Source organism: Pseudomonas sp. FW305-3-2-15-E-TSA4 (assembly GCF_058787295.1).
The window spans coordinates 168,012-191,694 of record NZ_JBYSZP010000016.1 but is presented as its reverse complement, the minus strand read 5'-3'; the positions used below and the strand labels follow the sequence as shown (position 1 = coordinate 191,694).

The following is a 23,683-nucleotide window of genomic DNA, read 5'->3' as shown; positions in this document are numbered from 1 at the left end:
TACAACGGCTGACCCACCGCATTCGCGAGCAGGCTCGCTCCCACAGGGGTTAATGGTGTTTGGGGGAATTGTGGTGGCAGATGAATACACCGCCATTCGCCGGATGGATGCGGCAAATCTTGCGTGGGGGACTTGCACGATCGGTATTATGGTATACCATCAGACGCACAGACACTCTCAATCCCCCTACGGAGCAGCTCATGAGTTTCGAAATTCGCAAGATCGTCAGCTATGTCGAAGAAACCTTCATCGAAGGCGGCAAGGCCACTGACAAGCCAGTGACCATGGTCGGGCTGGCTGTGGTGATGAAGAATCCGTGGGTCGGCAACGGTTTCGTCGAGGATCTGAAACCGCAGATCCGCGCCAACTGCTCCGACCTCGGCGCCATGATGGTCGAGCGTCTGGTGGGCATCATCGGCGGCGCCGAGAAGATCGAGGCGTACGGCAAAGCGGCAGTGGTCGGCGCCGACGGTGAGATCGAACACGCCTCGGCGGTGATCCACACCTTGCGCTTCGGCAACCACTACCGCGAGGCGGTCAAGGCCAAGAGCTACCTGAGCTTCACCAACAAGCGCGGCGGCCCGGGCACTTCGATCCAGATCCCGATGATGCACAAGGACGACGAAGGGCTGCGCTCGCACTACATCACTCTGGAAATGCAGATCGAAGACGCGCCGCGTGCCGACGAAATCGTCGTGGTGCTCGGTTGCGCCGACGGTGGCCGCCTGCACCCGCGCATCGGCAACCGCTACATCGATCTGGAAGAACTGGCCGCCGAAAAAGCCCAGTAATCACAATAAAAAGGCATTGCAGGAGCGCTCCATGATTCGGCTCACCGCTGAACTCACCCCGGCTGGCACCAGTTACCTGGCGACCGGCCAAGGCCAGCCCGTGGTCTTGATCCACGGCGTGGGCCTGAACAAAGAAATGTGGGGCGGCCAGATCGTTGGCCTGTCTGCCCAATACCAGGTGATCGCCTACGACATGCTCGGCCACGGCGCCAGCCCGCGCCCGGCCAGCGGCACCGGCCTGCTCGGTTATGCCGATCAGTTGCTGGAGCTGCTCGATCACCTGAATCTGCCCCAGGCAGCGGTGATCGGTTTCTCCATGGGTGGCTTGGTGGCGCGGGCGTTTGCCCTGCACTACCCGGAGCGCCTGCAAAGCCTGGTTGTGCTCAACAGCGTGTTCAACCGCAGCGAAGAACAGCGTGCCGGGGTCATCGCGCGCACTGCACAAGCTGCGGAACACGGGCCGGATGCCAACGCCGAAGCGGCGCTGTCACGCTGGTTCAGCCGTGAATATCAGGCGGCCAACCCGGCGCAGATCGCGGCCATTCGTCAGACCCTGGCCGGCAACGATCCGCAGGGTTACCTGACCACCTACGAATTGTTCGCCACGCAGGACATGTACCGCGCCGACGACCTCGGCAGCATCCAGGCGCCGACGCTGATCGCCACCGGCGAACTCGACCCCGGTTCAACCCCGGAAATGGCCGAGCAACTGGCCCGGCGCATCCCCGGCGCGAAGGTTGCGGTGCTGCCCGAGCAACGGCATATGATGCCGGTAGAGTCGCCGCGCCTGGTCAACCAGACGCTGCTGGAATTTCTCGACTACGCACACTCCCGACAAAACCATATAAAGGGGATCGTTGCATGACACTCGCACGCTTCCAGATGTGCATCGGCGGAGAATGGGTCGATGCCCTCTCCGGCAAGACCTTCGAAAGCCTCAACCCGGCCAGCGCGCAAGCCTGGGCCGAACTGCCCGATGCCGATGAAGCCGACGTCGAACGCGCCGTGCAAGCGGCGCAGACTGCCTTCGACAGCCCGGCCTGGCGCGGCCTGACCGCCACCGCACGCGGCAAACTGCTGCGGCGTCTCGGTGACCTGATCGCAGAAAACAAGGAACAACTGGCGCAGCTGGAAAGTCGCGACAACGGCAAGCTGATCCGCGAAACCCGTGGTCAGGTCGGCTATCTGCCGGAGTTCTTCCACTACACCGCAGGCCTCGCCGACAAGCTCGAAGGCGGCACCCTGCCGCTGGACAAGCCCGACCTGTTTGCCTACACCGTGCACGAAGCGATGGGTGTGGTTGCCGCGATCATTCCGTGGAACAGCCCGCTGTACCTGACCGCGATCAAACTGGCCCCGGCCCTCGCCGCCGGCAACACCATCGTGATCAAACCGTCCGAGCACGCCTCGGCGACCATCCTTGAGCTGGCACGTCTGGCCCTCGAAGCCGGGATTCCGCCGGGTGTGGTCAACGTTGTCACCGGTTACGGGCCGAGCACCGGCGCCGCCCTCACCCGCCATCCGCTGATCCGCAAGATCGCCTTCACCGGCGGCGCGGCCACGGCCCGGCATGTGGTGCGCAGCAGCGCCGAGAACTTCGCCAAGCTGTCGCTGGAACTCGGCGGCAAATCGCCGAACATCATCTTCGCCGACGCCGATCTGGACAGCGCGATCAACGGCGCGATTGCCGGGATCTATGCGGCCTCGGGCCAGAGCTGCGTGTCCGGCTCACGTTTGTTGGTGCAGGACGAAATCTACGACGAGTTCGTCAACCGCCTGGTCGATCGCGCCCAGCGCATCCGCATCGGCAACCCGCAGGAAGACCACAGCGAAATGGGCCCGATGGCCACCGCGCAGCAACTGGCGGTGGTCGAAGATCTGGTGGCTGACGCCCTTGCTGAAGGCGCGCGGTTGCGCACCGGCGGCAAGCGCCCCACCGATCTGGGTGACGGCTGGTTCTACGAGCCGACGCTGTTCGAGTGCGACCGCAACTCGATGAAGATCATGCAGGAAGAAGTCTTCGGCCCGGTGGCATCGGTGATTCGCTTCAAAGACGAAGCCGAGGCGCTGGCAATCGCCAACGACTCGCAATTCGGCCTCGCCGCCGGCATCTGGACTCGCGACCTGGGCCGCGCCCATCGTCTGGCGCGGGATGTGCGTTCGGGAATCATCTGGGTAAATACCTACCGTGCGGTGTCGGCGATGGCGCCGATCGGCGGCTTCAAGAACAGTGGCTATGGACGCGAAAGCGGCATCGATTCGGTGCTGGCCTACACCGAACTGAAAACGGTGTGGATCAATCTCTCTCAGGCGCCGATGCCTGATCCGTTTGTGATGCGCTAGGAGTCCTGCGACATGATCGAACCCGGCATTTACAAAGACGTCATGAGCTCGTTTCCTTCCGGGGTCACGGTGGTCACCACCCTCGACCCGGAGGGCGCCATCGTCGGCATCACCGCCAGCGCCTTCAGTGCGCTGTCGATTGATCCGGCGCTGGTGCTGTTCTGCCCCAACTACGCTTCCGACACCTACCCGGTGCTGCGCGACAGCAAGAAGTTCGCGATCCATTTGCTGTCCGCCGACCAGACCGCCGAGGCCTACGCCTTCGCCGGTAAAGGCAAGGACAAGGCCAAGCACATCGAGTGGCATTTGAGCGAACTCGGTAACCCGATCCTCGCCAAGGCCACGGCGATCATCGAATGCGAGTTGTGGCGTGAATACGACGGTGGTGATCACGCGATCATTGTCGGCGCGGTGAAGAACCTGATCCTGCCCGAGCAACCGGTGACGCCGATGATTTATCACAAGGGCAAACTTGGCCCGTTGCCAACCCTGGCCTGATGGATTCACACAATCCCTGTAGGAGTGAGCCTGCTCGCGATAGCGGACTGACATTCAACATTGATGTCGACTGATCCACCGCTATCGCGAGCAGGCTCACTCCTACAAGGGATTTATGGTGATGGGAGGAATGATGAGTAACGAAAAGTACGAAAAAGGCCTGAAAATCCGCACCCAGGTGCTGGGCGAAGCCTACGTGCAGCGCTCCATCGACAACGCCGACGACTTCACCCGCCCACTGCAGGAAATGGTCACCGAATACTGCTGGGGCCATGTCTGGGGTCGCGAAGGTTTGTCGCTCAAGGAGCGCAGCATGATCAACCTGGCGATGATCTCGGCGCTCAACCGCCCGCACGAACTCAAGCTGCATGTGCGCGGCGCCTTGCGTAACGGCCTGAGTCGTGAGCAAATACGCGAAATTCTGCTTCAGGTCGGTATTTATTGCGGCGTCCCGGCAGCCGTGGACAGTTTCCGGCTCGCCCGTGAAGCCTTCGCCGAAGCCGACGCCGAGGCCTCCAGTTAACCCCTCGGCTGTTTAGATGCCCGTCTGGCATGGACAGCCAACTTAAAGAGCGGACCCCATGAAACGCCAGCCACTCGACGACAGCTTCAAGGTCAATCGCAACCCCGTTACCCTGCGCGAAATCGTGCTGGATAAACTGCGTAGCGCGATCATGAATTTCCAGCTCATGCCCGGTGATCGTCTGGTCGAACGCGATCTGTGCGATCGCCTCGGTGTCAGCCGCACATCGGTGCGCGAAGCCTTGCGTCACCTGGAGTCCGAAGGTCTGGTCGAGTTCGCCGATGCCAAAGGCCCACGGGTGGCGATCATTACCCTCGCCGATGCGGTCGACATCTATGAGCTGCGCTGCGTGCTCGAAGGTCTGATCGTCCAGCTGTTCACCCTGCGTGCCAAGGCCAAGGACATCAAGGCCCTGGAAAAAGCCCTCGACGAGAACCGCAAGGCGCTCAAGGACGGCGAACTGCAGCAGGTGATCGACTCGGTGCAGGGCTTCTACGACGTGCTGCTCGAAGGCTCGGGCAACCACGTTGCGGCCACTCAATTACGCCAGTTGCAAGCGCGCATCAGCTACCTGCGGGCGACCTCGGTGTCCCAGGAAAACCGGCGCGGCGCCAGTAACCACGAGATGGAAAAAATGGTCGAGGCGATCAAGAGCGGTGATCCGCTGGCGGCGCATCAGGCCTGTGTCGATCACGTGCGCGCCGCTGCGGCCGTGGCCCTCGATTATCTCAAGCGCAAACAGGAAGAGACCGGCGCCACGCCGAACATCACCCTGCCGATCGCGCTGAAAGAACCGCGTATAGGTCACTGACATGTTCAGCCCGAGCTTTTGCCCGAAATGCGGTGGCCCTGACCTCGGTCAGCAGGTACCGCCGGGCGATACGCACGAGCGCCTGATGTGCCGCGGCTGCGGCTACATCCACTACGTCAATCCGAAAATCATCGCCGGCTGCATCATCGAGCAGGACGGCAAATACCTCTTGTGCCAACGGGCGATCCCACCGCGTCCGGGCACCTGGACACTGCCGGCCGGCTTCATGGAAAGCGGCGAAACCACCGAGCAGGCGGCGCTGCGCGAAGTCTGGGAAGAAAGCGGCGTGCGCGCGGAAATCGTCTCGCCATACTCGATTTTCAGCGTGCCGAAGATCAGCGAGGTGTACATCATCTTCCGCGCCCTCGCGCTGGAGATCACCGGCCAGTTCGGCCCGGAAACCCTGGACTACAAATTCTTCGCCCCTGAGGACATTCCGTGGGAGCAGATCTATTACCCGGCGATCCGGCAGATTCTCGAGCGTTACATCGAGGAGCGTCAGGCCGGGGTGTATGGGATCTACATGGGCAATGATGACAGCGGGAAGATCCACTTTATCCGCTGATCACCACCTATCCCCCTGTGGGAGCGAGCCTGCTCGCGAAGGCGTCGGGTCAGTCGATACAAATGTTGAATGAACGACCGCTTTCGCGAGCAGGCTCGCTCCCACAGTGTTTAGCGGTGTTGCTTAAAGTGGTGCGATGCCTTCTACGATGACGATCTCCGCCCTCGCCCATTCCTCGCGATAACGTTTCGCCTCCTGATACGCCGCCGAGTGGTAGCACGCCACGGCCTTCTCATAGTTCTCGAATTCGATCACCACGCTACGCTGAGGAGTAGCTCTGCCCTCCAGCGCTTCGCTGCGTCCGCCCCGGGCCAGAAACTTCGCGCCGAACGCGGCGAAGGCTGCCGGTGCGCGCTGGGTGTATTGGCTGTAATGCTCGGCATCGTCGACATCCACGTGGGCAATCCAGTACGCCTTCATAGTGACCTCTTTGTTGATTTTGTATTATGGTATACCAATATATTTCCAACAAACCCTGAGAGTCCAGCATGGCCTTCAACAGCATCGAAGAAATCCTCGAAGATTATCGCCTCGGCAAAATGGTCCTGCTGGTCGATGACGAAGATCGGGAAAACGAAGGCGACCTGCTGCTGGCCGCCGACTGCTGCACACCCGAGGCGATCAGCTTCATGGCGCGTGAGGCGCGCGGGCTGATTTGCCTGACACTGACTGACGAGCACTGCCAGCGCCTGGGCCTTGAGCAAATGGTGCCGAGCAACGGCAGCGTGTTCAGTACCGCGTTTACCGTGTCGATTGAAGCGGCGGTCGGGGTCACCACTGGCATTTCTGCAGCTGACCGCGCACGCACGGTCGCGGCCGCTGTGGCCAAAGACGCCCGCGCCGAAGACTTGGTGCAGCCTGGGCACATCTTCCCGCTGCGCGCCAAGGAAGGCGGCGTGCTGACCCGCGCCGGCCACACCGAAGCCGGCTGCGACCTTGCCCGCCTCGCCGGTTTCACCCCGGCCTCGGTGATCGTCGAGGTGATGAACGACGACGGCACCATGGCCCGCCGCCCGGATCTGGAAGTGTTCGCCCGCAAGCACGGGATCAAGATCGGCACCATCGCTGACCTGATCCACTATCGCCTCAGCACCGAGCACACCATCGAACGCATCGGCGAACGTGAGCTGCCGACGGTGCACGGCACGTTCCGTCTGATCACCTTTGAAGACCGCATCGAGGGTGGCGTGCACATGGCGATGGTCATGGGCGATCTGCGCCGCGAAGAGCCGACGCTAGTGCGCGTGCATGTGATTGATCCGCTGCGTGATCTGGTCGGCGCCGAGTACAGCGGGCCAAGCAACTGGACGCTGTGGGCGGCGTTGCAACGGGTCGCGGCGGAAGGTCATGGCGTTGTGGTGGTGTTGGCCAATCATGAATCGTCGCAGGCGCTACTGGAGCGCGTGCCGCAATTGACCCAGCCGCCGCGGCAGTTCAGCCGCTCGCAATCGCGGATTTATTCGGAGGTGGGTACCGGGGCGCAGATTCTGCAGAACCTGGGGGTGGGCAAGCTGCGGCATCTTGGGCCGCCATTGAAATATGCGGGGCTGACCGGGTATGACCTGGAAGTGGTCGAGAGCATTCCCTTCAGCGAATAATCCACGCCAACCACAATTCCAACTGTAGGAGTGAGCCTGCTCGCGATAGCGGTGGATCAGCCAACATCATCGCAGAACGTCACACCGCTTTCGCGAGCAGGCTCACTCCTACAGGGTTTTGCATTTCAATTTAATTCCCTCGAGCTCACAAAAAGCCCATCCGCCAGATAACCGGTAAGGCAAAGTGCTTGCACAAAGTTTGGAATACCATAATATGATATTCCATAGACCGTGCGACCTGAAAAACCGTCCGGCTACTGCTCCCGACAGGCGGGCAACAACGCAAGCCCGCTCAAAAACACAACAATGAGGGCGTAAAAATGGTGTTGAACAAAGCTGCAACCGCAATCCTTTTTGCGGGACTGCTGAGCGTGACCGGCCAGGCTGCAATGGCCGCCGAAAGCGTGAACTTCGTCAGCTGGGGCGGTAGCACCCAGGATGCGCAGAAACAGGCCTGGGCCGATCCGTTCAGCAAGGCCAGCGGCATCACCGTGGTGCAGGATGGCCCGACCGACTACGGCAAACTCAAGGCCATGGTCGAGAGCGGCAACGTGCAATGGGACGTGGTCGATGTCGAAGCCGATTTCGCCCTGCGTGCCGCCGCTGAAGGCCTGCTCGAACCCCTCGATTTCAAAGTCATCCAGCGCGACAAGATCGACCCGCGTTTCGTCAGCGATTACGGCGTCGGCTCGTTCTTCTTCTCCTTCGTCCTCGGCTACAACGAAGGCAAGCTCGGCGCGGCCAAGCCGCAAGACTGGACCGCGCTGTTCGACACCAAGACCTACCCCGGCAAACGCGCCCTGTACAAATGGCCGAGCCCCGGCGTGCTCGAACTGGCGCTGCTGGCCGACGGCGTAGCGGCTGACAAGCTCTACCCGCTGGATCTGGATCGCGCCTTCAAGAAACTCGACACCATCAAGAAAGACATCGTCTGGTGGGGCGGCGGCGCGCAGTCGCAGCAACTGCTGGCCTCCGGTGAAGCGAGCATGGGCCAGTTCTGGAACGGCCGCATTCACGCCCTGCAGGAAGACGGCGCACCGGTCGGCGTGAGCTGGAAACAGAACCTGGTCATGGCCGACATTCTGGTAATTCCAAAAGGCTCGAAAAACAAGGACGCGGCGATGAAGTTTCTGGCCAACGCCAGCAGTGCCAAAGGCCAGGCCGACTTCTCCAACCTGACCGCCTACGCCCCGGTCAACGTCGACAGCGTGGCGCGCCTGGACTCGGTGCTGGCCCCGAACCTGCCGACGGCTTACGCCAAGGATCAGATCACTCTTGATTTCGCGTACTGGGCCAAGAACGGTCAAGCCATCGCGACACGGTGGAACGAATGGCTGGTCAAATGAAAATGGCGGCCACTGCGCCCCGTCCTGCAACGGTGACCGGGAGCGCCAAGGGCGCTGCCGGCTCGACCCCCTCCCTCAGACAACGCTGGAAAGGTGCTGGCAATCTCGTCCCGGCGCTATTGTTCCTCGGTTTGTTCTTCCTCGCGCCGTTAATTGGCCTGCTGTTGCGCGGCGTACTGGAACCGACCCCAGGCCTTGGCAACTATGAACAACTGTTCGCCAACTCGGCGTATGCACGGGTGCTGCTCAACACCTTTTCCGTGGCCGGACTGGTAACGATTTTCAGCCTGTTGCTGGGCTTCCCGCTGGCTTGGGCTATCACTCTGGTACCGCGCGGCTGGGGCCGCTGGATCCTCAACATCGTGCTGCTGTCGATGTGGACCAGCCTGCTCGCCCGCACCTATTCGTGGCTGGTATTGCTGCAGGCCTCGGGGGTGATCAACAAGGCGCTGATGGCGCTGGGCATCATCGATCAGCCGCTGGAAATGGTGCACAACCTGACCGGTGTGGTGATCGGCATGAGCTACATCATGATCCCGTTCATCGTCCTGCCGTTGCAGGCGACCATGCAGGCCATCGATCCGATGATCCTGCAGGCCGGCTCGATCTGCGGCGCGAGTCCTTGGACCAATTTCTTCCGGGTGTTCCTGCCGCTGTGCCGGCCGGGTCTGGCGTCCGGCGGGTTGATGGTGTTCGTGATGTCGCTCGGTTACTACGTCACCCCGGCGCTGCTCGGCGGGGCGCAGAACATGATGCTGCCGGAGTTCATCATTCAGCAGGTGCAATCGTTCCTCAATTGGGGCCTGGCCAGTGCCGGCGCTGCGTTGCTGATCGCGATCACGCTGGTGCTGTTCTACTTCTACCTGAAGCTTCAGCCGGAATCCCCGGTTGGCGCCAGCAACGCGAGGTAAGCCGAGATGCTCCTGACTCCCAATGCCATGAGCCGGCGGATGCGTTTCGGGCTCTACGCAACCACCGGTTTGATCGGCCTGTTCCTGCTGTTGCCGATAGTCTTCATCGTCCTGCTGTCGTTCGGCTCATCGCAGTGGCTGGTGTTCCCGCCGCCGGGCTGGACGCTGAAATGGTACGGCCAGTTCTTCTCCAACGCCGACTGGATGAGCGCTGCGGCGGCCAGCCTCAAGGTCGCCGTGTTGACCACAATCTGCGCCGTGGCCCTCGGTCTGCCAACCGCATTTGCTCTGGTGCGCGGGCGTTTTCCCGGACGGGAAATGCTCTACGGCCTGTTCACCCTGCCGATGATCGTGCCGCTGGTGATCATCGCCGTGGCGGTGTACGCGCTGTTTCTCAAGCTCGGTTACACCGGGACCATGTTTGCGTTCGTGGTCAGCCATGTGATCGTCGCGCTGCCGTTCACCATCATCTCGATCATCAACTCGCTGAAGCTGTTGGATCAGTCGATTGAAGACGCGGCGGTGATCTGCGGTGCCTCACGCCTGCAAGCGGTGTTCAAGGTGACGTTCCCGGCGATTCGCCCGGGCATGGTGGCCGGCGCCCTCTTCGCCTTTCTGGTTTCGTGGGACGAAGTAGTGCTCAGCGTGATGATGGCTAGCCCGACCCTGCAAACTCTTCCCGTGAAAATGTGGACCACCCTGCGCCAGGACCTGACCCCGGTGATCGCCGTCGCTTCGACGCTGCTGATCGGCCTGTCGGTATTGGTCATGGTGATCGCCGCCGCGCTGCGCCGGCGCAACGAAATCCGCGCCTGAGCGCCCAGGAGTACGACATGAGTGCCGTGATCAAAGACGCATCCCAGCAGAACGACAAACCCCTGGTCAGCCTGCGCAATCTGAACAAGCACTACGGCGACTTTGCCGCCGTCGACAACATCTCGCTGGACATCAAGGACGGCGAGTTCCTGACCTTCCTCGGCTCCAGCGGCTCGGGCAAAAGCACCACGCTGTCGATGCTCGCCGGGTTCGAAACCCCGAGCTGCGGCGAGATCCTGGTCAACGGTCAGTCGCTGGTCAACGTGCCGCCGCACAAGCGCGACATTGGCATGGTGTTCCAGCGCTATTCGCTGTTCCCGCACCTGTCGGTGCGCGACAACATCGCCTTTCCGCTGGCGATCCGCAAACTCGCCGCCGCCGAACGTGACAAGCGTGTCGATGCGATGTTGAAACTGGTGCAGCTCGAACAATTCGCCCATCGCCGCCCTTCGCAACTCTCTGGCGGGCAACAGCAACGCGTTGCCATCGCCCGGGCGCTGGTTTACGAGCCACGCATTCTGCTGATGGACGAACCGCTCGGTGCGCTGGACAAAAAACTGCGTGAAGACCTGCAGGATGAACTGCGCCAGCTGCATCGGCGCCTGGGCATCACCATCGTCTACGTGACCCACGATCAGGAAGAAGCCATGCGCCTGTCGCAGCGCATCGCGATTTTCAGTCACGGCAAGATTGTTGGTTTGGGCAGCGGTTATGACCTGTATCAGAATCCGCCGAACGCGTTTGTCGCGTCATTCCTCGGCAACTCGAACTTCCTCAAGCTCAAGGCGCAGGGCAATGCGGCGGCTTCGTTTGAAGGACAGTCATTGTCGATTCGCCTGACCGCCGGGCTGCACACCGATCAGGACGTGTTGTTGATGGTGCGGCCGGAAAAGGCTTTGGCGCTGAGCGTGCAGCAGGCGAGCGCTGAGCCGCTGGCAGCGGGTTGGAATGAGGTGTCGACGCAGGTGGTGGAAGTGTTGTTTCTTGGCGAGAGCCAGACCTGCAGCGTGGTGACTTCGGGCGGTACTTCGATGACGGTGAAAGCGCTGTCGGCGGCGGGCATGCCGCTCAAGGCTGGCGATCCGGTGCGAGTGCGCTGGGCCACGGCGGATGCCTGCGTCTACACCGAATGGGCTGAAAGCGACCTCAACAAAGCCGCCGGTTCTCACTGAGGATCTCGGCAGCACCGCAAATCCCCCCTGTGGGAGCGGGCTTGCTCGCGAAGGCGACGTGTCAGTCACTGTTTATGTTGAATGACACACCGCATTCGCGAGCAAGCCCGCTCCCACAGGGGTCTGGTGGTGTTCAGGCGATCGGGGTGAAACCTTCCATTGCGTCCGGCCAGGCGGTGAGGATTTCGAAGCCGGTTTCGGTCACCGCGACCATATGCTCCCACTGCGCCGACAAGGAGCCATCCTTGGTCAGCACGGTCCAGCCATCCGGCATGTTCTTCACATGGCGCTTGCCGGCATTGAGCATGGGTTCGACGGTGAAGATCATCCCCGCCTTGAGCTTCATGCCCTGATTGGGAAAACCGTAATGCAGGATCTGCGGTTCATCGTGATACACCTTGCCAATGCCATGCCCGCAATACTCGCGCACCACGCTGAAACCTTCTTTCTCCGCAAGGCTCTGGATCGCATGGCCGATGTCACCCAGCGTCGCGCCCGGACGCACCATGCGGATGCCCGCGCACATCGCGTCGTAGGTGGTCTTGATCAGGTGTTGTGCTTCAGGCGTCGCCTCGCCGACCACGTACATGCGGCTGGTGTCGCCGAACCAGCCATCCTTGATAACCGCGATGTCGAGGTTGACGATGTCGCCATCCTTCAGCGGCGTGCCCGACGGGATGCCGTGGCACACCACGTCGTTGACCGAGGCGCAGACGGTTTTCGGGAAGCCGTGATAACCGACGTTGGCCGGAATCGCTTTTTGCACGTTGACGATGTAGTCGTTGCACAGGCGATCCAGCTCATCGGTGGTCACCCCGGCCTTCACATGGGGCACCAGCATCGCCAGCACTTCGGCGGCGAGTTTGCCCGCCGCGCGCGACTTCGCGATTTCCGCAGGGGTATTGATCTTGATCTGATTTCTCATGCGCTGACGGCTTCCTGAGTCAGTTGATGCAGATCCAGCCCGCCGTTCTGTTCGGCGCGGATCAGCAAGCGGCAAATGGCGCTGTGGTCGAGGTTGGGGTGCAGCTCGGCGAGCATGCCGATGCGCATCCAGTGCTCGGCCTGCGCGTTGATCGAGCGGCTGAGCGCGGTGCTGGAGATGCGCAGGTTCTCGTGCATGTCTTCTGAAATCTTTACGATGCCCATATCCGAATCCGATACGAAGTGTATATGGATCGTATATTAGCCAAGGGACGCCCACGATTGCAAACCTTGCGCACGGCTTGCCAAATCGCGGGCAAAAAAAAGCTGCCCAAAGAGGCAGCAAAAACTTTAAGAACACGCGATGTATTGGCGTCAGGATAGTCGCCGGATAATGACAGTGTCATGACAACCAACAATTCACTGAACCGCCCCTGCCCCGTCATCAGGATGTCATCAAGCGCATCGCAGAATCCTCGCAAACCGTCTTGAGCCTTCGACGGATGCTTGCAGGGATTCCCATGAAAGAAGACGCCTCGCTGTTTGCCGCCATCGACCTGGGCTCGAATGCGTTTCGCCTGATGATCGGCCAGTCGGTTCGCAGTCGAAAAGGCTTCATGATTCAGGAAGTCAAAACCCTGCGTGAACCGGTGCGGCTGGCCGAAGGCTTCGACGGCGGTGCACTGGACGAAATGGCACTGGATCGTGGCTGGCAGGCGCTGGCGCGGTTCGGCAAGAAACTGCGCGGCTTCGAGGCTGGCAAGGTGCGGGCAGTGGCGACCAGCGCGGTGCGCGAGGCCGACAATGCGCAGTTGTTTCTGCACAGTGCCGAACGCCATCTCGGGTTTCGCATCGACGTCATTTCGGGCCATGAAGAGGCGCAACTGGTGTATGCCGGCGTCGCCCACTCCCTACCGGGGGCGGAGGACATGCGGCTGGTGGTAGACATTGGCGGTGGTTCCACCGAGCTGATTCTCGGCCAGGGGTCGCAACCGCTGCTCACCGAAAGCATCGCCATTGGCAGCGGTAGCCTGGGCGCACGCTATTTCCCCGACGGGCGCATTGCTCCCGGTGCACTGCAGGAAGCCGAGCGCGTGGCGATCCTGCAATTCGAAAAAGTCGCCCGCCGCTATCGCGCGCAGGGCTGGCAGCAGACTATTGGCTCGTCGGGCACGGCGCGGATGCTGGCGAAAGTGCTTAAAGCCAATCGCTTGAACGATTTCGGTCAGGACGGCATTACCTATGGCGGGTTGTTGCGCCTGTCGCTGTTGCTGCTGAAGGTGAAGAACGTTCAACAACTGAAGCTCGCCGGTCTGCAACCGCATCGCCAGAGCATCCTCCCGGGAGGGCTGGTGCTGATGCTGGCGGCGTTCAAGGTATTCGGCATTTCGCAGATGGCGCCGTCGGAACCGGGGCTGCGCCTCGGTGTGTTGCACGGCTTGATGAGCCGTCACTGACCGATCACTGAACCCATTGTGGGAGCGAGCCTGCTCGCGAAAGCGGTGTATCAGAGAAACATTATTCGACTGACACGCCGCCTTCGCGAGCAGGCTCGCTCCCACAGGGTTTGGTGGTTGTTTCCTCAGGCCAATTCTTTGCGCAACTGGCGGGCGGCGGTGACCATGTGCACCAGCGCCGCTTCAGTCTCCGGCCAGCCACGGGTTTTCAGACCGCAATCCGGGTTGACCCACAACCGTTCCGCCGGAATCCGCTGCGCTGCCTTGCGCAGCAGATTGGCCATTTCCGAAGCATCCGGCACCCGCGGCGAATGGATGTCGTAGACGCCCGGCCCGATCTCGTTCGGGTAGTCGAATGCTTCAAAGGCATCGAGCAATTCCATATCCGAACGCGAGGTTTCGATGGTGATCACATCGGCGTCCATGGCGGCGATGGACTCGATCACATCATTGAACTCGCTGTAGCACATGTGCGTATGGATCTGCGTTTCGTCGCGTACACCGGAGGCACACAGGCGGAACACTTCGGTTGCCCAGTCCAGATAGTGCTGCCATTGCGCGCGGCGCAGCGGCAGACCTTCGCGGAAGGCGGCTTCGTCGATCTGCACGATCTTGATCCCGGCGGCTTCCAGATCCACCACTTCGTCACGGATCGCCAGCGCCAGTTGCCGTGCCTGCACTTCACGGGACACGTCTTCACGCGGGAACGACCACATCAGCATGGTCACAGGTCCCGTCAGCATGCCTTTCATGACCTTGTCGGTCAGGCCCTGGGCGTAGCGGATCCAGTCCACGGTCATGGCTTGCGGGCGGCTCAGATCACCGAAGATCACCGCCGGTTTCACGCAGCGCGAACCGTAGCTCTGCACCCAACCAAAACGGGTGAATACGTAGCCGTCGAGTTGCTCGGCGAAGTACTCGACCATGTCGTTGCGCTCGGCTTCACCGTGCACCAGCACATCGAGGCCCAGCTGTTCCTGGATTTGCACGGCGTGGCGGATTTCGCTGTACATCGCTTCGGTGTATTCGGCTTCGCTCAGTTTGCCCTGCTTGAATGACTGGCGAGCGAGGCGGATCGACGCAGTTTGCGGAAACGAACCGATAGTCGTGGTCGGAAACAGTGGCAGATCGAGGCCGGCGCGCTGCTTGGCGATGCGCTGGGTAAACGGCGATTGGCGCTGGCTGTCCTGCGCGGTAATGGCCGCCACACGGGCCTGCACTGCCGGTTTGTGGATACGTGGCGAGGCGGCACGGCTGGTCTGTACCGAGCGACTTTGGGCCAAGGCGCGGAGCACTTTCGGCGCCTCCGGCTCGTTGACCGCCTGCGCCAGCACGGCGACTTCTTCGCACTTCTGCACGGCAAACGCCAGCCAACTTTTCAGCTCGGCATCGAGCTGGTCTTCGCGGCCCAAATCCACCGGGCTGTGCAGCAGCGAGCACGATGGCGCCACCCACAACCGATCCCCCAGACGCTCATGCGCATGCTGCAACGTCGCCAACGCATGTTCCAGGTCGCAGCGCCAGACGTTGCGGCCGTTGACCACACCCAGCGACAGCACCTTGTAGGCCGGCAGGCGATCAAGGATGGTCGGGTACTGTTCCGCTGCACGTACCAGGTCGATGTGCAAACCGTCGACCGGCAGATTGGCGGCCAGACCGAGGTTTTCTTCCAGACCACCGAAGTAAGTGGCGAGCAGTTTCTTCAGCGGATCACGCTGGATCTGGTTATAGGCACGCTCGAAAGCATTCTTCCACTCCTGCGGCAAGTCGAGCACCAGAATCGGCTCGTCGATCTGCACCCATTCCACACCAAGGGCGGCGAGGCGCGCAAAGATATGTCCGTACAGCGGCAGCAGGCGATCAAGCAATTCCAGCTTGTCGAACTCGGCGCCTTTGGCCTTGCCCAGCCATAGATAAGTCAGTGGGCCGATGATCACCGGTTTGACGTTATGCCCCAGTGCGCGGGCCTCTTCGACTTCTTCGAACAACTGTTCCCAGCCGAGCTGGAACTGTTGATCGGCACTGAATTCCGGTACCAGATAGTGGTAGTTGGTGTCGAACCACTTGGTCATTTCCTGCGCATGGGCACCGCCGCAGCAACTGTCGCTGACACCACGGGCCATGCCGAACAAGGTTTGCAGCGTGGCTTTGCCGTCGTGCGGTCGGAAGCGCTCGGGAACCACCCCGAACATCAGCGAGTGGGTCAGCACCTGGTCGTACCAGGCGAAATCGCCTACCGGCAGCAGCTCGATGCCGGCGTTTTTCTGCAGATCCCAGTGGGCCTTGCGCAGTTCACGACCCACTTCACGCAGGCCGGCCTCGTTCAGTTCTCCTTTCCAGAACGCCTCTTGCGCTTTTTTCAGTTCGCGGTCGCGACCAATGCGCGGAAATCCGAGGGAATGGGCCAGTGCCATGACAAACAACTCCAATGTCTTGATGATGACGGCCATTGTCGAGATCAAGCACTAGTGAGACAAACTCATTTTAATCTTGATGATCACGAGTTTCTCTCATGATCAGATGTGAGCTGTTTTTCCGCTGAAAACACGGTTTGCCCTGCAGGATATTCATCCGCAGATCAAGCTGCAGGCGAAGCTCACGACGCCCTTTCAATACTCGATGGCGCCTTGATGTAAACCCTCTGAAACCGGGCGCTTGCAGGCTGCGATTCTGTTCTATGGTTAGATCGAAATGGCTGGCGCAGCGGCGGGTTAAAGGTTGCGACGGATCATGTCTAAGCCTATGTTGCACGCGAGCTTTTCCCCGCGAATGGAACGCGATCAACACCACTACAAGAGGTGAAGAAATGTCAAAGGATTCACGCCCTGCCGTACTTGGGCTGATCGGCAATACGCCGCTGGTACAGGTTACCCGCTTCGATACCGGCCTCTGCACACTGTTTCTCAAACTGGAATCACAAAACCCCGGCGGCTCGATCAAGGATCGCATCGGTCTGGCGATGATCGACGCCGCTGAACGCGACGGGCGCCTGCAACCGGGTGGCACCATCGTCGAGGCCACCGCCGGCAACACCGGCCTGGGTCTGGCGCTGGTCGGCCGGGCCAAAGGCTACCGCGTGGTGCTGGTAGTCCCGGACAAGATGTCCACCGAGAAAGTCCTGCACTTGAAAGCCATGGGCGCCGAAGTGCACATCACCCGCTCCGACGTAGGCAAGGGCCACCCCGAGTATTACCAGGACGTGGCCGCACGCCTGGCCAAAGACATTCCCGGCGCGTTCTTCGCCGACCAGTTCAACAACCCCGCCAACCCGCTGGCACACGAGTGCAGCACCGCGCCGGAGATCTGGGCGCAGACCGAGCATGATCTGGACGCGATCGTGGTCGGCGTCGGTTCCGCCGGCACCTTGACCGGGCTGAGCCGTTTCTTCAAACGGGTACAGCCGGATCTGGAAATGGTCCTCGCCGACCCGGTGGGTTCGGTGATGGCTCAGTACAGCCGCGACGGCACGATGCCAACGCCCGGGTCGTGGGCGGTGGAAGGCATCGGTGAGGATTTCATTCCATCGATCACCGACCTCACCAGCGTGCGCCACGCCTACTCGATCAGCGACGAAGAAAGCTTCGATCACGCCCGCCAGTTGCTCAAGGCCGAAGGCATTCTCGGGGGGTCGTCCACCGGCACCCTGCTCGCCGCCGCGCTGCGTTACTGCCGCGAACAGACCGAGCCGAAACGCGTGGTCAGCTTCGTCTGCGACACCGGCACGCGCTATCTGTCCAAGGTTTACAACGACCAGTGGATGACCGATCAAGGCCTGTTGCAGCGCAAGCGCTATGGCGACCTGCGCGATCTGATCGCCCGGCGCTTCGAAGATGGCCGCGTGATCAGCGTCGGCCCCGACGACACCCTGCTGACCGCGTTCCAGCGCATGCGCCTGGCGGATGTTTCGCAATTGCCGGTGCTGGTTGAAGGCAAACAACTGGTCGGCGTGATCGACGAATCCGACATCCTGCTGCCCGTGCACGAGGACGCCGCGCGCTTCAGTCAATCGGTCTCCAGCGTGATGACCGACAAACTGCAAACCCTCGCCCCCGGTGCCAACCTCGCCGAGCTGGAAGCGGTGCTCAGTCGCGGCCTCGTCGCGATCATCGCCGATGCTTCGGGCTTCCACGGCCTGATTACCCGCACCGACATGCTCAACCAATTACGGAGATCCCTCGCATGAGTCAGCACGACGATAAATCCCAAGGCTTCGCGACCCGGGTGATCCATGCCGGGCAAACGCCTGACCCGACCACCGGCGCGCTGATGCCGCCGATCTACGCCAACTCGACTTACCTGCAAGACAGCCCCGGCGTGCACAAAGGCTTCGACTACGGGCGCTCGCACAACCCGACGCGTTTTGCCCTGGAGCGTTGCGTGGCGGATCTGGAAGGTGGCACCCGCGCGTTCGCGTTCGCGTCCGGGCTGGCGACGATTTCCACCGTGCTCGAACTGATCGATGCCGGTTCGCATGTGATCTCCGGCAATGACCTGTACGGCGGCACGTTCCGCCTGTTCGACAAGGTCCGTCAGCGCAGTGCCGGGCATCGCTTCAGCTACGTCGATCTGACTGACTTGGCGGCGTTCGAAGCGGCTCTGCAGGACGACACCCGCCTGGTGATTGTCGAGTCGCCGACCAATCCGCTGCTGAGCCTGTCGGATCTGGCCGCGATTGCGCGCATCTGCCGCGCACGCGGGATCATCAGCGTTGCCGACAACACCTTCGCCAGCCCCTATATCCAGCGCCCGCTGGAGCTGGGTTTCGACATCGTGCTGCACTCGACCACCAAGTACCTGAACGGTCACTCCGACGTGATCGGTGGTATCGCGGTGGTTGGGCAGAATGCCGAACTGGCGGACAAACTCGGCTTCCTGCAGAACGCCGTCGGCGCGATTTCCGGGCCGTTCGACGCGTTCCTGACCTTGCGCGGGGTGAAGACTCTGGCGCTGCGCATGGAGCGTCATTGCAGCAACGCGCTGGAACTGGCCAAGTGGCTGGAGCAGCAGCCACAGGTCAAACGCGTCTACTACCCGGGCCTGCCGTCGCACCCGCAGCATGAGTTGGCCAAACGGCAGATGCATGGTTTTGGCGGGATGATCTCGGTGGATCTGAACAGTGATCTGGAGGGTGCACGGCGCTTTCTGGAAAACGTGAAGATCTTTGCCTTGGCCGAGAGTCTGGGCGGTGTTGAAAGCCTGATCGAGCATCCGGCGATCATGACCCACGCGACCATTCCAGCTGAAACCCGCGCCAAACTGGGCATCGGCGATGGCCTGGTGCGTCTGTCGGTGGGGGTCGAAGATCTCGAAGACCTGCGCGCCGATCTGGCGTACGCGCTGACCAAAATCTGACCCTGCAACAACGACAAAGCCCGCAGCAATGCGGGCTTTGGTGTTCGAGTAGGCGGCCAGTGCTGGTCTCTGGCTTACAAGGTTTATCGGGCCTCTCACAGTACAAAAGCAACCATGGAAAAAGAGCGGTGCTTTGCTGCCTCACACGGCATAAGGGCTGGATCTCAGCGCGGAGATCTTTCTAACCGTGTACCCTTCGGAACGCGCCCCACGTCCCCTTGCTATCCGCTTGCGCATCAGTCTGCGTCTTCGCCTACACCTTTGAGGCTAGCAAAAGCCATCGCGTCCCGGGTGGTGTTTTTAGACTGATTTCCTTCAAGCGCCCCTGTGCAAGGAAGTTAACCGACTATCGCTTGCATGTTGTTGCACCTGCGCCTGCATTTTGCCGATCTATACTTTTCAGTTCGCTAACGCGGTTTCATGCAAAAACGTCGACACCCGTGCGCCCATCGAGCGCGCCCGTGCCAATTGCCAACCTGGTCAACCCCGGGCCAACGAATGCTGTGTGGCTGATGGGTCGTGGAGAAAATCATGAAACACACGCTTTTGTCAGGCGCCATTCTTGCGGTCGCGGCGACCGTGATGTTGCCAACGGTTTGGGCTGCGCAGCCGCAGGCGGTGGCCTCTGATGGTTCGGATCATGTCGGAGCCGCTGCAGTGGCATCCGATGGCTCTGATCATGTCGGTGCTGGCGCAGTGGCGTCCGATGGTTCCGATCACGTCGGCGCTGGTGCAGTGGCTTCCGATGGTTCCGATCACGTCGGCGCTGGCGCAGTCGCCTCGGACGGTTCCGATCATGTCGGCGCTGGTGCAGTCGCCTCGGACGGTTCCGATCATGTCGGCGCTGGTGCAGTCGCCTCGGATGGTTCCGATCACGTCGGGGCTGGCGCAGTAGCCTCTGATGGCTCCGATCACGTCGGCGCAGGCGCACTGGCTTCCGACGGCACCGACAAGGTCGGCGCCAATCGCTATGCCTACTCACGCGTCGGTGTCGGTTCTGATCGCGTCGCTTCGGCGCTGATGACCGGCAGCTATTCCGACCAGTTCAACTCACCTCAGTAATCGGTGCGGGGCGACCCGTTGGGTCGCCTCTCCCACTGCGGCACTAGCACATTTGTGCTAATCGACCGCCCCGCCACCCGGCGTTATATTCCCTCGCAACCCCCGATGCTCCCCAACATTGCCGCTGTGCAGTGCGCGGGATCGTCGTGCCTGGAAATCAGAACAACACCAAGGAAGAAACACCATGAAACTGCATTCCAACCTCTGCAAAGTGGCAATCGTCAGCGCCTTGTTGCTTGGCGCCAGCGGCTGCCAGACCGCCAAACCTACCGAAGCCAGCATGAAAGAACGGGCCCAGACGGTCATCGGTAAACCGGTGTCGAAAATCGACAACATCCGCAGCGACAGCACCCTCACCTACTACACCGCGTACACCCCCGCCGGCGAGTACAACTGCGAGTTGCCCAGCGGCGCGATTATCGCGGTGGCGAGCATGGGCATCATGACCCCGCCGCTGTCGTGCCTGCCCAAAGGCGCCTCGCCGATTCCGATCCAGTAAACCTTCATCCCCGGTAAAGGACTACGTTCCATCATGAAAATCCTGATCGCAACTCTCACTCTCACCGCCCTCGCTCTGACAGGCTGCGCCACGCCCAAACAATGGGAAGCCACCGGAGGCAGCAAGAACGACGGCGTGGTCCAGGTCTCCTACGAATTGGGTCAGTTCGAAAGCGGCCAGACCAACGCCGCGCAAGGCCTGACTGTGGCGATGGAGCGCTGCAAGACCTGGGGTTACAAGAACGCCGAGGTGACCGGTTCCGAGAAGAACATCTGCCGCACCATGGGCCAGTTCAACTGCCTGCAAACCACCATCACTCAGGACTACCTCTGCAAGCGTTGAGTCAAACCTGCTCGGCCGGCTCGGTTTGCCGGTCGCGCAGGCTGCGCAAGGTCGCGCGCAGCTCGGCCGGGCGTACCGGTTTGGACAGGATGGCAATTTGGCGGTCTTGCAAGGCCGCCTGTATTTTCTCGATGTCATGCCCGGTGATGATCATCGCCGGCACCGCAAAACCACGCTGGCGCCGCACCTCGTCAATGCACTCGATGCCCGTGGAATGTGGACCCAGATCGTAATCGGCGACGATGATGTCGCAATCGGTGACCAGCCCCTGCCCGCTCAATTCGCCTTGCACCACGCAGCCCCAGCGCTCGAGCAGCGCCGAGGTCGCCAGCAAGACGTTGCGATCATCCTCCACCAGACACACCTTCAGCCCGGTCAACAGGCCGGCCTGCCGCACATCGTCACGCATGACCGGCAACTGCGGCGCCACGGCCACCGGCAAGCCATACAGGGAGACCGCCGTGCCGCGCCCAAGCTGCGAGCGCAAGGCCACATCGACGCCGATCAACTGCCCCAGACGCTTGACGATCGACAGCCCGAGGCCGACGCCTTCCACGTCCTTGTCGCGCACCTGACGCACTCGATAAAACTCCTCGAAGACCTTCGGCAGATGCTCCTCGGCAATGCCGTTGCCACGGTCATAAATCACGATGGCCAGCCCGGTGCCACGCTTGCGCACGCCGATCAGTACCGGGCGTTGCGCGCCGTATTTGAAGCAATTGGAAAGCACGTTCTGCACCATGGTCGCGAGCAACGCCGGATCGCTCTGTGCCCAGTGCTGGCACGGACGCAGGCGCAATTCCACACCGGCCCAGCGTGCCGCCTCGGCGTTCTGGCGGATCAGGTCGGCCAGCCACTCGCCGAGATTGAACACCTGCAGCCTCGGCAGAATGCGCCCGTTGTCGAGGGTGTAGAGGTCAAGAATCGAACGGAACAACTGCGAGACGTTGAGCAGCGAACGGTCGATGTTGTCGACCAGTTGCCGCTCCTGCTCGCCCAGACGCGATTCACGCAGGCACGCCGTGAACAGACCGATGGAGTGAATCGGCTGGCGCAGATCATGGCTGGCCTGGGCGAGAAACCGCGACTTTTCCAGATTGGCCGCGACCGCCTCTTCGGAGGCCTTGCGCGTGCGCTCCAGCAGCAAGTGTGCGTAGAACGGAATCACGGTGCTGGTGAGCATCAACATCAGCACCATGTACGGTTGCGCCTGCCAAACCGGCGTCAACCGATAAACCGCCAGCAACGCCAGCAGCGCCAATCCCGTGGCGATCGCAAGATAGCGCGAGCCATAGCGCATGCCGTTGCCCAGGTTGACCCAGATGATCACCGCGTACAGCGGCAACGCCGCCTCACCGCCGAGCACCAGGCCGAAACAGGTGCCGGTGTAATCGTGGATCATCGCGAATATTCGTCGCGCCGGGTAATGCCCCGGCCAGCGCGCGATGGCTTGGCGCAGGACAATCGACGCCAGCAGAAACAGCGTGATGTAGACCACCACCGGCAGATAGACATCGAAGCGCTGACCCGGCAATACACCGAGCACGCAGATGTAAACCATGGCAATGCTGGCGATGATGATCCGCAGATTGGCCTGATCCAGCTCGGTGTTTTTCTCGAACTTCATGGGCAACGTCCTTGTGCGACAGTCGTCAGATTCAGCAGCGGTCGGCAGGCAATCTGCGCTTGCGGTGCTAAGGTGCATGCCGTAAACCACGCTGATCCAGGGAGGGTCACGTCATGACATGCCGCATCATCATAGCCGACGATCACCCGTTGTTTCGCGAAGCCATGCGGCGCACCGTGCAGCGCCTGTTGCCCGAGGCGACTATCGAGGAGGCCGGCGACCTCGACGCCGTGCTGGCCTTGCTGCCCGACGGCAGCGAGCCGGACACACTGATTCTCGACCTGCGCTTCCCCGGCCTGACCTGCATCAGCCAACTCGCCGAACTGCGCCGAAAACTGCCGCGCACCACGCTGATCGTGGTGTCGATGGTCGACGACGAGTCATTGATTGGTGAGGTGATGGCGGCCGGCATCGACGGTTTCATCGGCAAGAACATTGTCCCGGATGAGATCGGTCAGGCCATTCTGGCGATCCGCGAAGGCGAAGTGCTGGTCAGGTTCGCGCCTTCCGGGCTGCTGCCGCTGGAGACCGGCACCGCCCTCACCCCGCGTCAGCAGGATGTGTTACGGCTGATCGCCCAAGGCAAGACCAACAAGGAGATCGCCCGGGAACTGGATATCTCGCCGTTCACCGTGCGCATCCATGTGTCGTCGCTGTTGCGCACGCTCAATGTGCCGTCGCGGGCAGCCGCTGCGGTGAAGTATTCGGGAGGCAGCGGCACAATTTAAATGAACCCTGCGCGCTTGGACTCACCTAACTGAAAGACCATCAGGAGGTAGCCCATGCAAATTGAACCCGTCTGGATCGTACTCGCCGTCGTTCTTGTGATCGTTGAATTGTGGGCGATCAACCGCGTGCGCAAGAGCGCAGGCAAAGGCAGCAACAAAGGCGTGTGGATTATCGCCATCGTGTTCGTGCCGTTGTTTGGCCTGATTGCCTGGGCACTGGCCGGCCCGAAACACGTGACTCAGGACTGAAGGATTCTTGCGCTGTAATGCCCTGCGCGGTCAACTGTGGGAGCGAGCCTGCTCGCGATGGCTGACCGC

Annotated in this window: 25 protein-coding genes and 1 pseudogene; 21 read left to right on the top strand and 5 right to left on the bottom strand. The window is 61.4% G+C overall.

The window, feature by feature from the left end:
• Nucleotides 1-200: 200 nt before the first annotated feature.
• The 7 genes from AC3WMV_RS22250 to AC3WMV_RS22220 all read left to right on the top strand — a co-directional run bounded on the left by AC3WMV_RS22250 (nt 201) and on the right by AC3WMV_RS22220 (nt 5,531).
• Nucleotides 201-791, top strand: a complete 591-nt coding sequence (locus AC3WMV_RS22250; RefSeq protein WP_007968626.1) for an amino acid synthesis family protein — start codon at nt 201-203, stop codon at nt 789-791.
• Nucleotides 792-822: 31 nt separating this feature from the next.
• Nucleotides 823-1,656 (top strand): alpha/beta fold hydrolase, encoded by an 834-nt coding sequence (locus AC3WMV_RS22245; protein ID WP_103369834.1) that lies wholly within the window; start codon nt 823-825, stop codon nt 1,654-1,656.
• Nucleotides 1,653-3,134, top strand: a complete 1,482-nt coding sequence (locus AC3WMV_RS22240; protein WP_097087136.1) for an aldehyde dehydrogenase — start codon at nt 1,653-1,655, stop codon at nt 3,132-3,134. Before AC3WMV_RS22245 ends, AC3WMV_RS22240 begins: the two co-directional genes overlap by 4 nt.
• 12 nt (nt 3,135-3,146) lie before the next feature.
• Complete coding sequence (locus tag AC3WMV_RS22235) at nt 3,147-3,632, top strand: flavin reductase family protein (RefSeq protein ID WP_003225715.1); 486 nt, start codon at nt 3,147-3,149, stop codon at nt 3,630-3,632.
• A 133-nt stretch (nt 3,633-3,765) separates the two neighbouring features.
• Complete coding sequence (locus tag AC3WMV_RS22230) at nt 3,766-4,155, top strand: carboxymuconolactone decarboxylase family protein (RefSeq protein WP_027613073.1); 390 nt, start codon at nt 3,766-3,768, stop codon at nt 4,153-4,155.
• 58 nt (nt 4,156-4,213) lie between these two features.
• Complete coding sequence (locus AC3WMV_RS22225) at nt 4,214-4,966, top strand: GntR family transcriptional regulator (protein WP_007968636.1); 753 nt, start codon at nt 4,214-4,216, stop codon at nt 4,964-4,966.
• A 1-nt stretch (nt 4,967) separates the two neighbouring features.
• Nucleotides 4,968-5,531, top strand: a complete 564-nt coding sequence (locus AC3WMV_RS22220; protein ID WP_103367399.1) for an NUDIX hydrolase — start codon at nt 4,968-4,970, stop codon at nt 5,529-5,531.
• 123 nt (nt 5,532-5,654) lie between these two features.
• On the opposite strand, the gene AC3WMV_RS22215 is transcribed toward AC3WMV_RS22220, so the two are convergent.
• Nucleotides 5,655-5,951, bottom strand: coding sequence for a DUF1330 domain-containing protein (locus AC3WMV_RS22215; RefSeq protein WP_103367400.1), 297 nt, complete (start codon nt 5,949-5,951; stop codon nt 5,655-5,657).
• A gap of 68 nt (nt 5,952-6,019) precedes the next feature.
• Here AC3WMV_RS22215 and ribBA point away from each other — a divergent pair, with 68 nt between their 5' ends.
• The 6 genes and pseudogenes from ribBA to AC3WMV_RS22185 form a co-directional block, all read left to right on the top strand.
• Complete coding sequence (ribBA, locus tag AC3WMV_RS22210) at nt 6,020-7,129, top strand: bifunctional 3,4-dihydroxy-2-butanone-4-phosphate synthase/GTP cyclohydrolase II (protein WP_086790931.1); 1,110 nt, start codon at nt 6,020-6,022, stop codon at nt 7,127-7,129.
• 320 nt (nt 7,130-7,449) lie between these two features.
• Entirely contained in the window at nt 7,450-8,475 is a 1,026-nt protein-coding gene (locus tag AC3WMV_RS22205) for an ABC transporter substrate-binding protein (protein ID WP_083368860.1), read from the top strand.
• Nucleotides 8,472-9,386, top strand: a complete 915-nt coding sequence (locus AC3WMV_RS22200) for an ABC transporter permease (protein ID WP_103369684.1) — start codon at nt 8,472-8,474, stop codon at nt 9,384-9,386. Before AC3WMV_RS22205 ends, AC3WMV_RS22200 begins: the two co-directional genes overlap by 4 nt.
• 6 nt (nt 9,387-9,392) lie before the next feature.
• Nucleotides 9,393-10,202 (top strand): ABC transporter permease, encoded by an 810-nt coding sequence (locus AC3WMV_RS22195; RefSeq protein WP_103369685.1) that lies wholly within the window; start codon nt 9,393-9,395, stop codon nt 10,200-10,202.
• Nucleotides 10,203-10,219: 17 nt separating this feature from the next.
• A complete protein-coding gene (locus tag AC3WMV_RS22190; RefSeq protein ID WP_103369686.1) occupies nt 10,220-11,374 on the top strand; it encodes an ABC transporter ATP-binding protein in 1,155 nt (384 codons plus the stop codon).
• A pseudogene (locus AC3WMV_RS22185) lies at nt 11,371-11,502 on the top strand (metal ABC transporter ATP-binding protein); the annotation flags it as partial. The gene AC3WMV_RS22190 and the pseudogene AC3WMV_RS22185, both read left to right, overlap by 4 nt.
• A 5-nt stretch (nt 11,503-11,507) precedes the next feature.
• Here AC3WMV_RS22185 and map read toward each other — a convergent pair.
• Both map and AC3WMV_RS22175 read right to left on the bottom strand, forming a co-directional pair.
• Nucleotides 11,508-12,299 (bottom strand): type I methionyl aminopeptidase, encoded by a 792-nt coding sequence (gene map / locus AC3WMV_RS22180; RefSeq protein WP_103369687.1) that lies wholly within the window; start codon nt 12,297-12,299, stop codon nt 11,508-11,510.
• Nucleotides 12,296-12,523: a ParD-like family protein gene (locus tag AC3WMV_RS22175; RefSeq protein WP_025111624.1), complete on the bottom strand. Its 228-nt coding sequence runs from the start codon at nt 12,521-12,523 to the stop codon at nt 12,296-12,298. Before AC3WMV_RS22175 ends, map begins: the two co-directional genes overlap by 4 nt.
• A gap of 296 nt (nt 12,524-12,819) precedes the next feature.
• Between AC3WMV_RS22175 and AC3WMV_RS22170 the strand changes: the two genes are divergently transcribed.
• Nucleotides 12,820-13,755, top strand: coding sequence for a Ppx/GppA family phosphatase (locus AC3WMV_RS22170; protein ID WP_103369688.1), 936 nt, complete (start codon nt 12,820-12,822; stop codon nt 13,753-13,755).
• 125 nt (nt 13,756-13,880) lie between these two features.
• Here AC3WMV_RS22170 and metE read toward each other — a convergent pair whose 3' ends face one another.
• Entirely contained in the window at nt 13,881-16,169 is a 2,289-nt protein-coding gene (gene metE, locus AC3WMV_RS22165) for a 5-methyltetrahydropteroyltriglutamate--homocysteine S-methyltransferase (protein WP_103369697.1), read from the bottom strand.
• 392 nt (nt 16,170-16,561) lie between these two features.
• Here metE and AC3WMV_RS22160 point away from each other — a divergent pair, with 392 nt between their 5' ends.
• From AC3WMV_RS22160 to yecR, 5 genes are all read left to right on the top strand, one after another.
• Complete coding sequence (locus AC3WMV_RS22160; protein WP_007965728.1) at nt 16,562-17,938, top strand: pyridoxal-phosphate dependent enzyme; 1,377 nt, start codon at nt 16,562-16,564, stop codon at nt 17,936-17,938.
• A complete protein-coding gene (locus AC3WMV_RS22155) occupies nt 17,935-19,107 on the top strand; it encodes a cystathionine gamma-synthase (protein ID WP_041062583.1) in 1,173 nt (390 codons plus the stop codon). Before AC3WMV_RS22160 ends, AC3WMV_RS22155 begins: the two co-directional genes overlap by 4 nt.
• A gap of 531 nt (nt 19,108-19,638) precedes the next feature.
• Nucleotides 19,639-20,169, top strand: a complete 531-nt coding sequence (locus tag AC3WMV_RS22150) for a phage infection protein (RefSeq protein WP_256581061.1) — start codon at nt 19,639-19,641, stop codon at nt 20,167-20,169.
• 184 nt (nt 20,170-20,353) lie between these two features.
• On the top strand, nt 20,354-20,668 hold the full coding sequence (locus tag AC3WMV_RS22145) for a hypothetical protein (RefSeq protein ID WP_103369689.1): 315 nt from the start codon (nt 20,354-20,356) through the stop codon (nt 20,666-20,668).
• A 33-nt stretch (nt 20,669-20,701) separates the two neighbouring features.
• Nucleotides 20,702-21,010 (top strand): YecR family lipoprotein, encoded by a 309-nt coding sequence (gene yecR / locus AC3WMV_RS22140; protein ID WP_027613060.1) that lies wholly within the window; start codon nt 20,702-20,704, stop codon nt 21,008-21,010.
• Between the two features lies 1 nt (nt 21,011).
• Here yecR and AC3WMV_RS22135 read toward each other — a convergent pair whose 3' ends face one another.
• Entirely contained in the window at nt 21,012-22,637 is a 1,626-nt protein-coding gene (locus tag AC3WMV_RS22135; protein ID WP_103369690.1) for an ATP-binding response regulator, read from the bottom strand.
• A gap of 113 nt (nt 22,638-22,750) precedes the next feature.
• Between AC3WMV_RS22135 and AC3WMV_RS22130 the strand changes: the two genes are divergently transcribed.
• Both AC3WMV_RS22130 and AC3WMV_RS22125 read left to right on the top strand, forming a co-directional pair.
• Nucleotides 22,751-23,365, top strand: coding sequence for a LuxR C-terminal-related transcriptional regulator (locus AC3WMV_RS22130; RefSeq protein WP_103369691.1), 615 nt, complete (start codon nt 22,751-22,753; stop codon nt 23,363-23,365).
• A 54-nt stretch (nt 23,366-23,419) separates the two neighbouring features.
• Nucleotides 23,420-23,614: a PLD nuclease N-terminal domain-containing protein gene (locus AC3WMV_RS22125; RefSeq protein WP_027613057.1), complete on the top strand. Its 195-nt coding sequence runs from the start codon at nt 23,420-23,422 to the stop codon at nt 23,612-23,614.
• Nucleotides 23,615-23,683: the final 69 nt, after the last annotated feature.

What these genes read in the sequence shown, in the direction of transcription:
- yecR (WP_027613060.1), top strand. Translation starts at nt 20,702, where the DNA reads ATGAAAATCCTGATCGCAACTCTCACTCTCACCGCCCTCGCTCTGACA.
- AC3WMV_RS22240 (WP_097087136.1), top strand. Translation starts at nt 1,653, where the DNA reads ATGACACTCGCACGCTTCCAGATGTGCATCGGCGGAGAATGGGTCGAT.
- AC3WMV_RS22125 (WP_027613057.1), top strand. Translation starts at nt 23,420, where the DNA reads ATGCAAATTGAACCCGTCTGGATCGTACTCGCCGTCGTTCTTGTGATC.
- AC3WMV_RS22175 (WP_025111624.1), bottom strand. Translation starts at nt 12,523, where the DNA reads ATGGGCATCGTAAAGATTTCAGAAGACATGCACGAGAACCTGCGCATC.
- AC3WMV_RS22230 (WP_027613073.1), top strand. Translation starts at nt 3,766, where the DNA reads ATGAGTAACGAAAAGTACGAAAAAGGCCTGAAAATCCGCACCCAGGTG.
- AC3WMV_RS22245 (WP_103369834.1), top strand. Translation starts at nt 823, where the DNA reads ATGATTCGGCTCACCGCTGAACTCACCCCGGCTGGCACCAGTTACCTG.
- AC3WMV_RS22135 (WP_103369690.1), bottom strand. Translation starts at nt 22,637, where the DNA reads ATGAAGTTCGAGAAAAACACCGAGCTGGATCAGGCCAATCTGCGGATC.
- AC3WMV_RS22130 (WP_103369691.1), top strand. Translation starts at nt 22,751, where the DNA reads ATGACATGCCGCATCATCATAGCCGACGATCACCCGTTGTTTCGCGAA.
- AC3WMV_RS22250 (WP_007968626.1), top strand. Translation starts at nt 201, where the DNA reads ATGAGTTTCGAAATTCGCAAGATCGTCAGCTATGTCGAAGAAACCTTC.
- AC3WMV_RS22160 (WP_007965728.1), top strand. Translation starts at nt 16,562, where the DNA reads ATGTCAAAGGATTCACGCCCTGCCGTACTTGGGCTGATCGGCAATACG.
- AC3WMV_RS22150 (WP_256581061.1), top strand. Translation starts at nt 19,639, where the DNA reads ATGAAACACACGCTTTTGTCAGGCGCCATTCTTGCGGTCGCGGCGACC.
- AC3WMV_RS22205 (WP_083368860.1), top strand. Translation starts at nt 7,450, where the DNA reads ATGGTGTTGAACAAAGCTGCAACCGCAATCCTTTTTGCGGGACTGCTG.
- AC3WMV_RS22225 (WP_007968636.1), top strand. Translation starts at nt 4,214, where the DNA reads ATGAAACGCCAGCCACTCGACGACAGCTTCAAGGTCAATCGCAACCCC.
- ribBA (WP_086790931.1), top strand. Translation starts at nt 6,020, where the DNA reads ATGGCCTTCAACAGCATCGAAGAAATCCTCGAAGATTATCGCCTCGGC.
- AC3WMV_RS22190 (WP_103369686.1), top strand. Translation starts at nt 10,220, where the DNA reads ATGAGTGCCGTGATCAAAGACGCATCCCAGCAGAACGACAAACCCCTG.
- AC3WMV_RS22170 (WP_103369688.1), top strand. Translation starts at nt 12,820, where the DNA reads ATGAAAGAAGACGCCTCGCTGTTTGCCGCCATCGACCTGGGCTCGAAT.
- AC3WMV_RS22195 (WP_103369685.1), top strand. Translation starts at nt 9,393, where the DNA reads ATGCTCCTGACTCCCAATGCCATGAGCCGGCGGATGCGTTTCGGGCTC.
- metE (WP_103369697.1), bottom strand. Translation starts at nt 16,169, where the DNA reads ATGGCACTGGCCCATTCCCTCGGATTTCCGCGCATTGGTCGCGACCGC.
- AC3WMV_RS22155 (WP_041062583.1), top strand. Translation starts at nt 17,935, where the DNA reads ATGAGTCAGCACGACGATAAATCCCAAGGCTTCGCGACCCGGGTGATC.
- AC3WMV_RS22220 (WP_103367399.1), top strand. Translation starts at nt 4,968, where the DNA reads ATGTTCAGCCCGAGCTTTTGCCCGAAATGCGGTGGCCCTGACCTCGGT.
- AC3WMV_RS22235 (WP_003225715.1), top strand. Translation starts at nt 3,147, where the DNA reads ATGATCGAACCCGGCATTTACAAAGACGTCATGAGCTCGTTTCCTTCC.
- AC3WMV_RS22215 (WP_103367400.1), bottom strand. Translation starts at nt 5,951, where the DNA reads ATGAAGGCGTACTGGATTGCCCACGTGGATGTCGACGATGCCGAGCAT.
- AC3WMV_RS22145 (WP_103369689.1), top strand. Translation starts at nt 20,354, where the DNA reads ATGAAACTGCATTCCAACCTCTGCAAAGTGGCAATCGTCAGCGCCTTG.
- map (WP_103369687.1), bottom strand. Translation starts at nt 12,299, where the DNA reads ATGAGAAATCAGATCAAGATCAATACCCCTGCGGAAATCGCGAAGTCG.
- AC3WMV_RS22200 (WP_103369684.1), top strand. Translation starts at nt 8,472, where the DNA reads ATGAAAATGGCGGCCACTGCGCCCCGTCCTGCAACGGTGACCGGGAGC.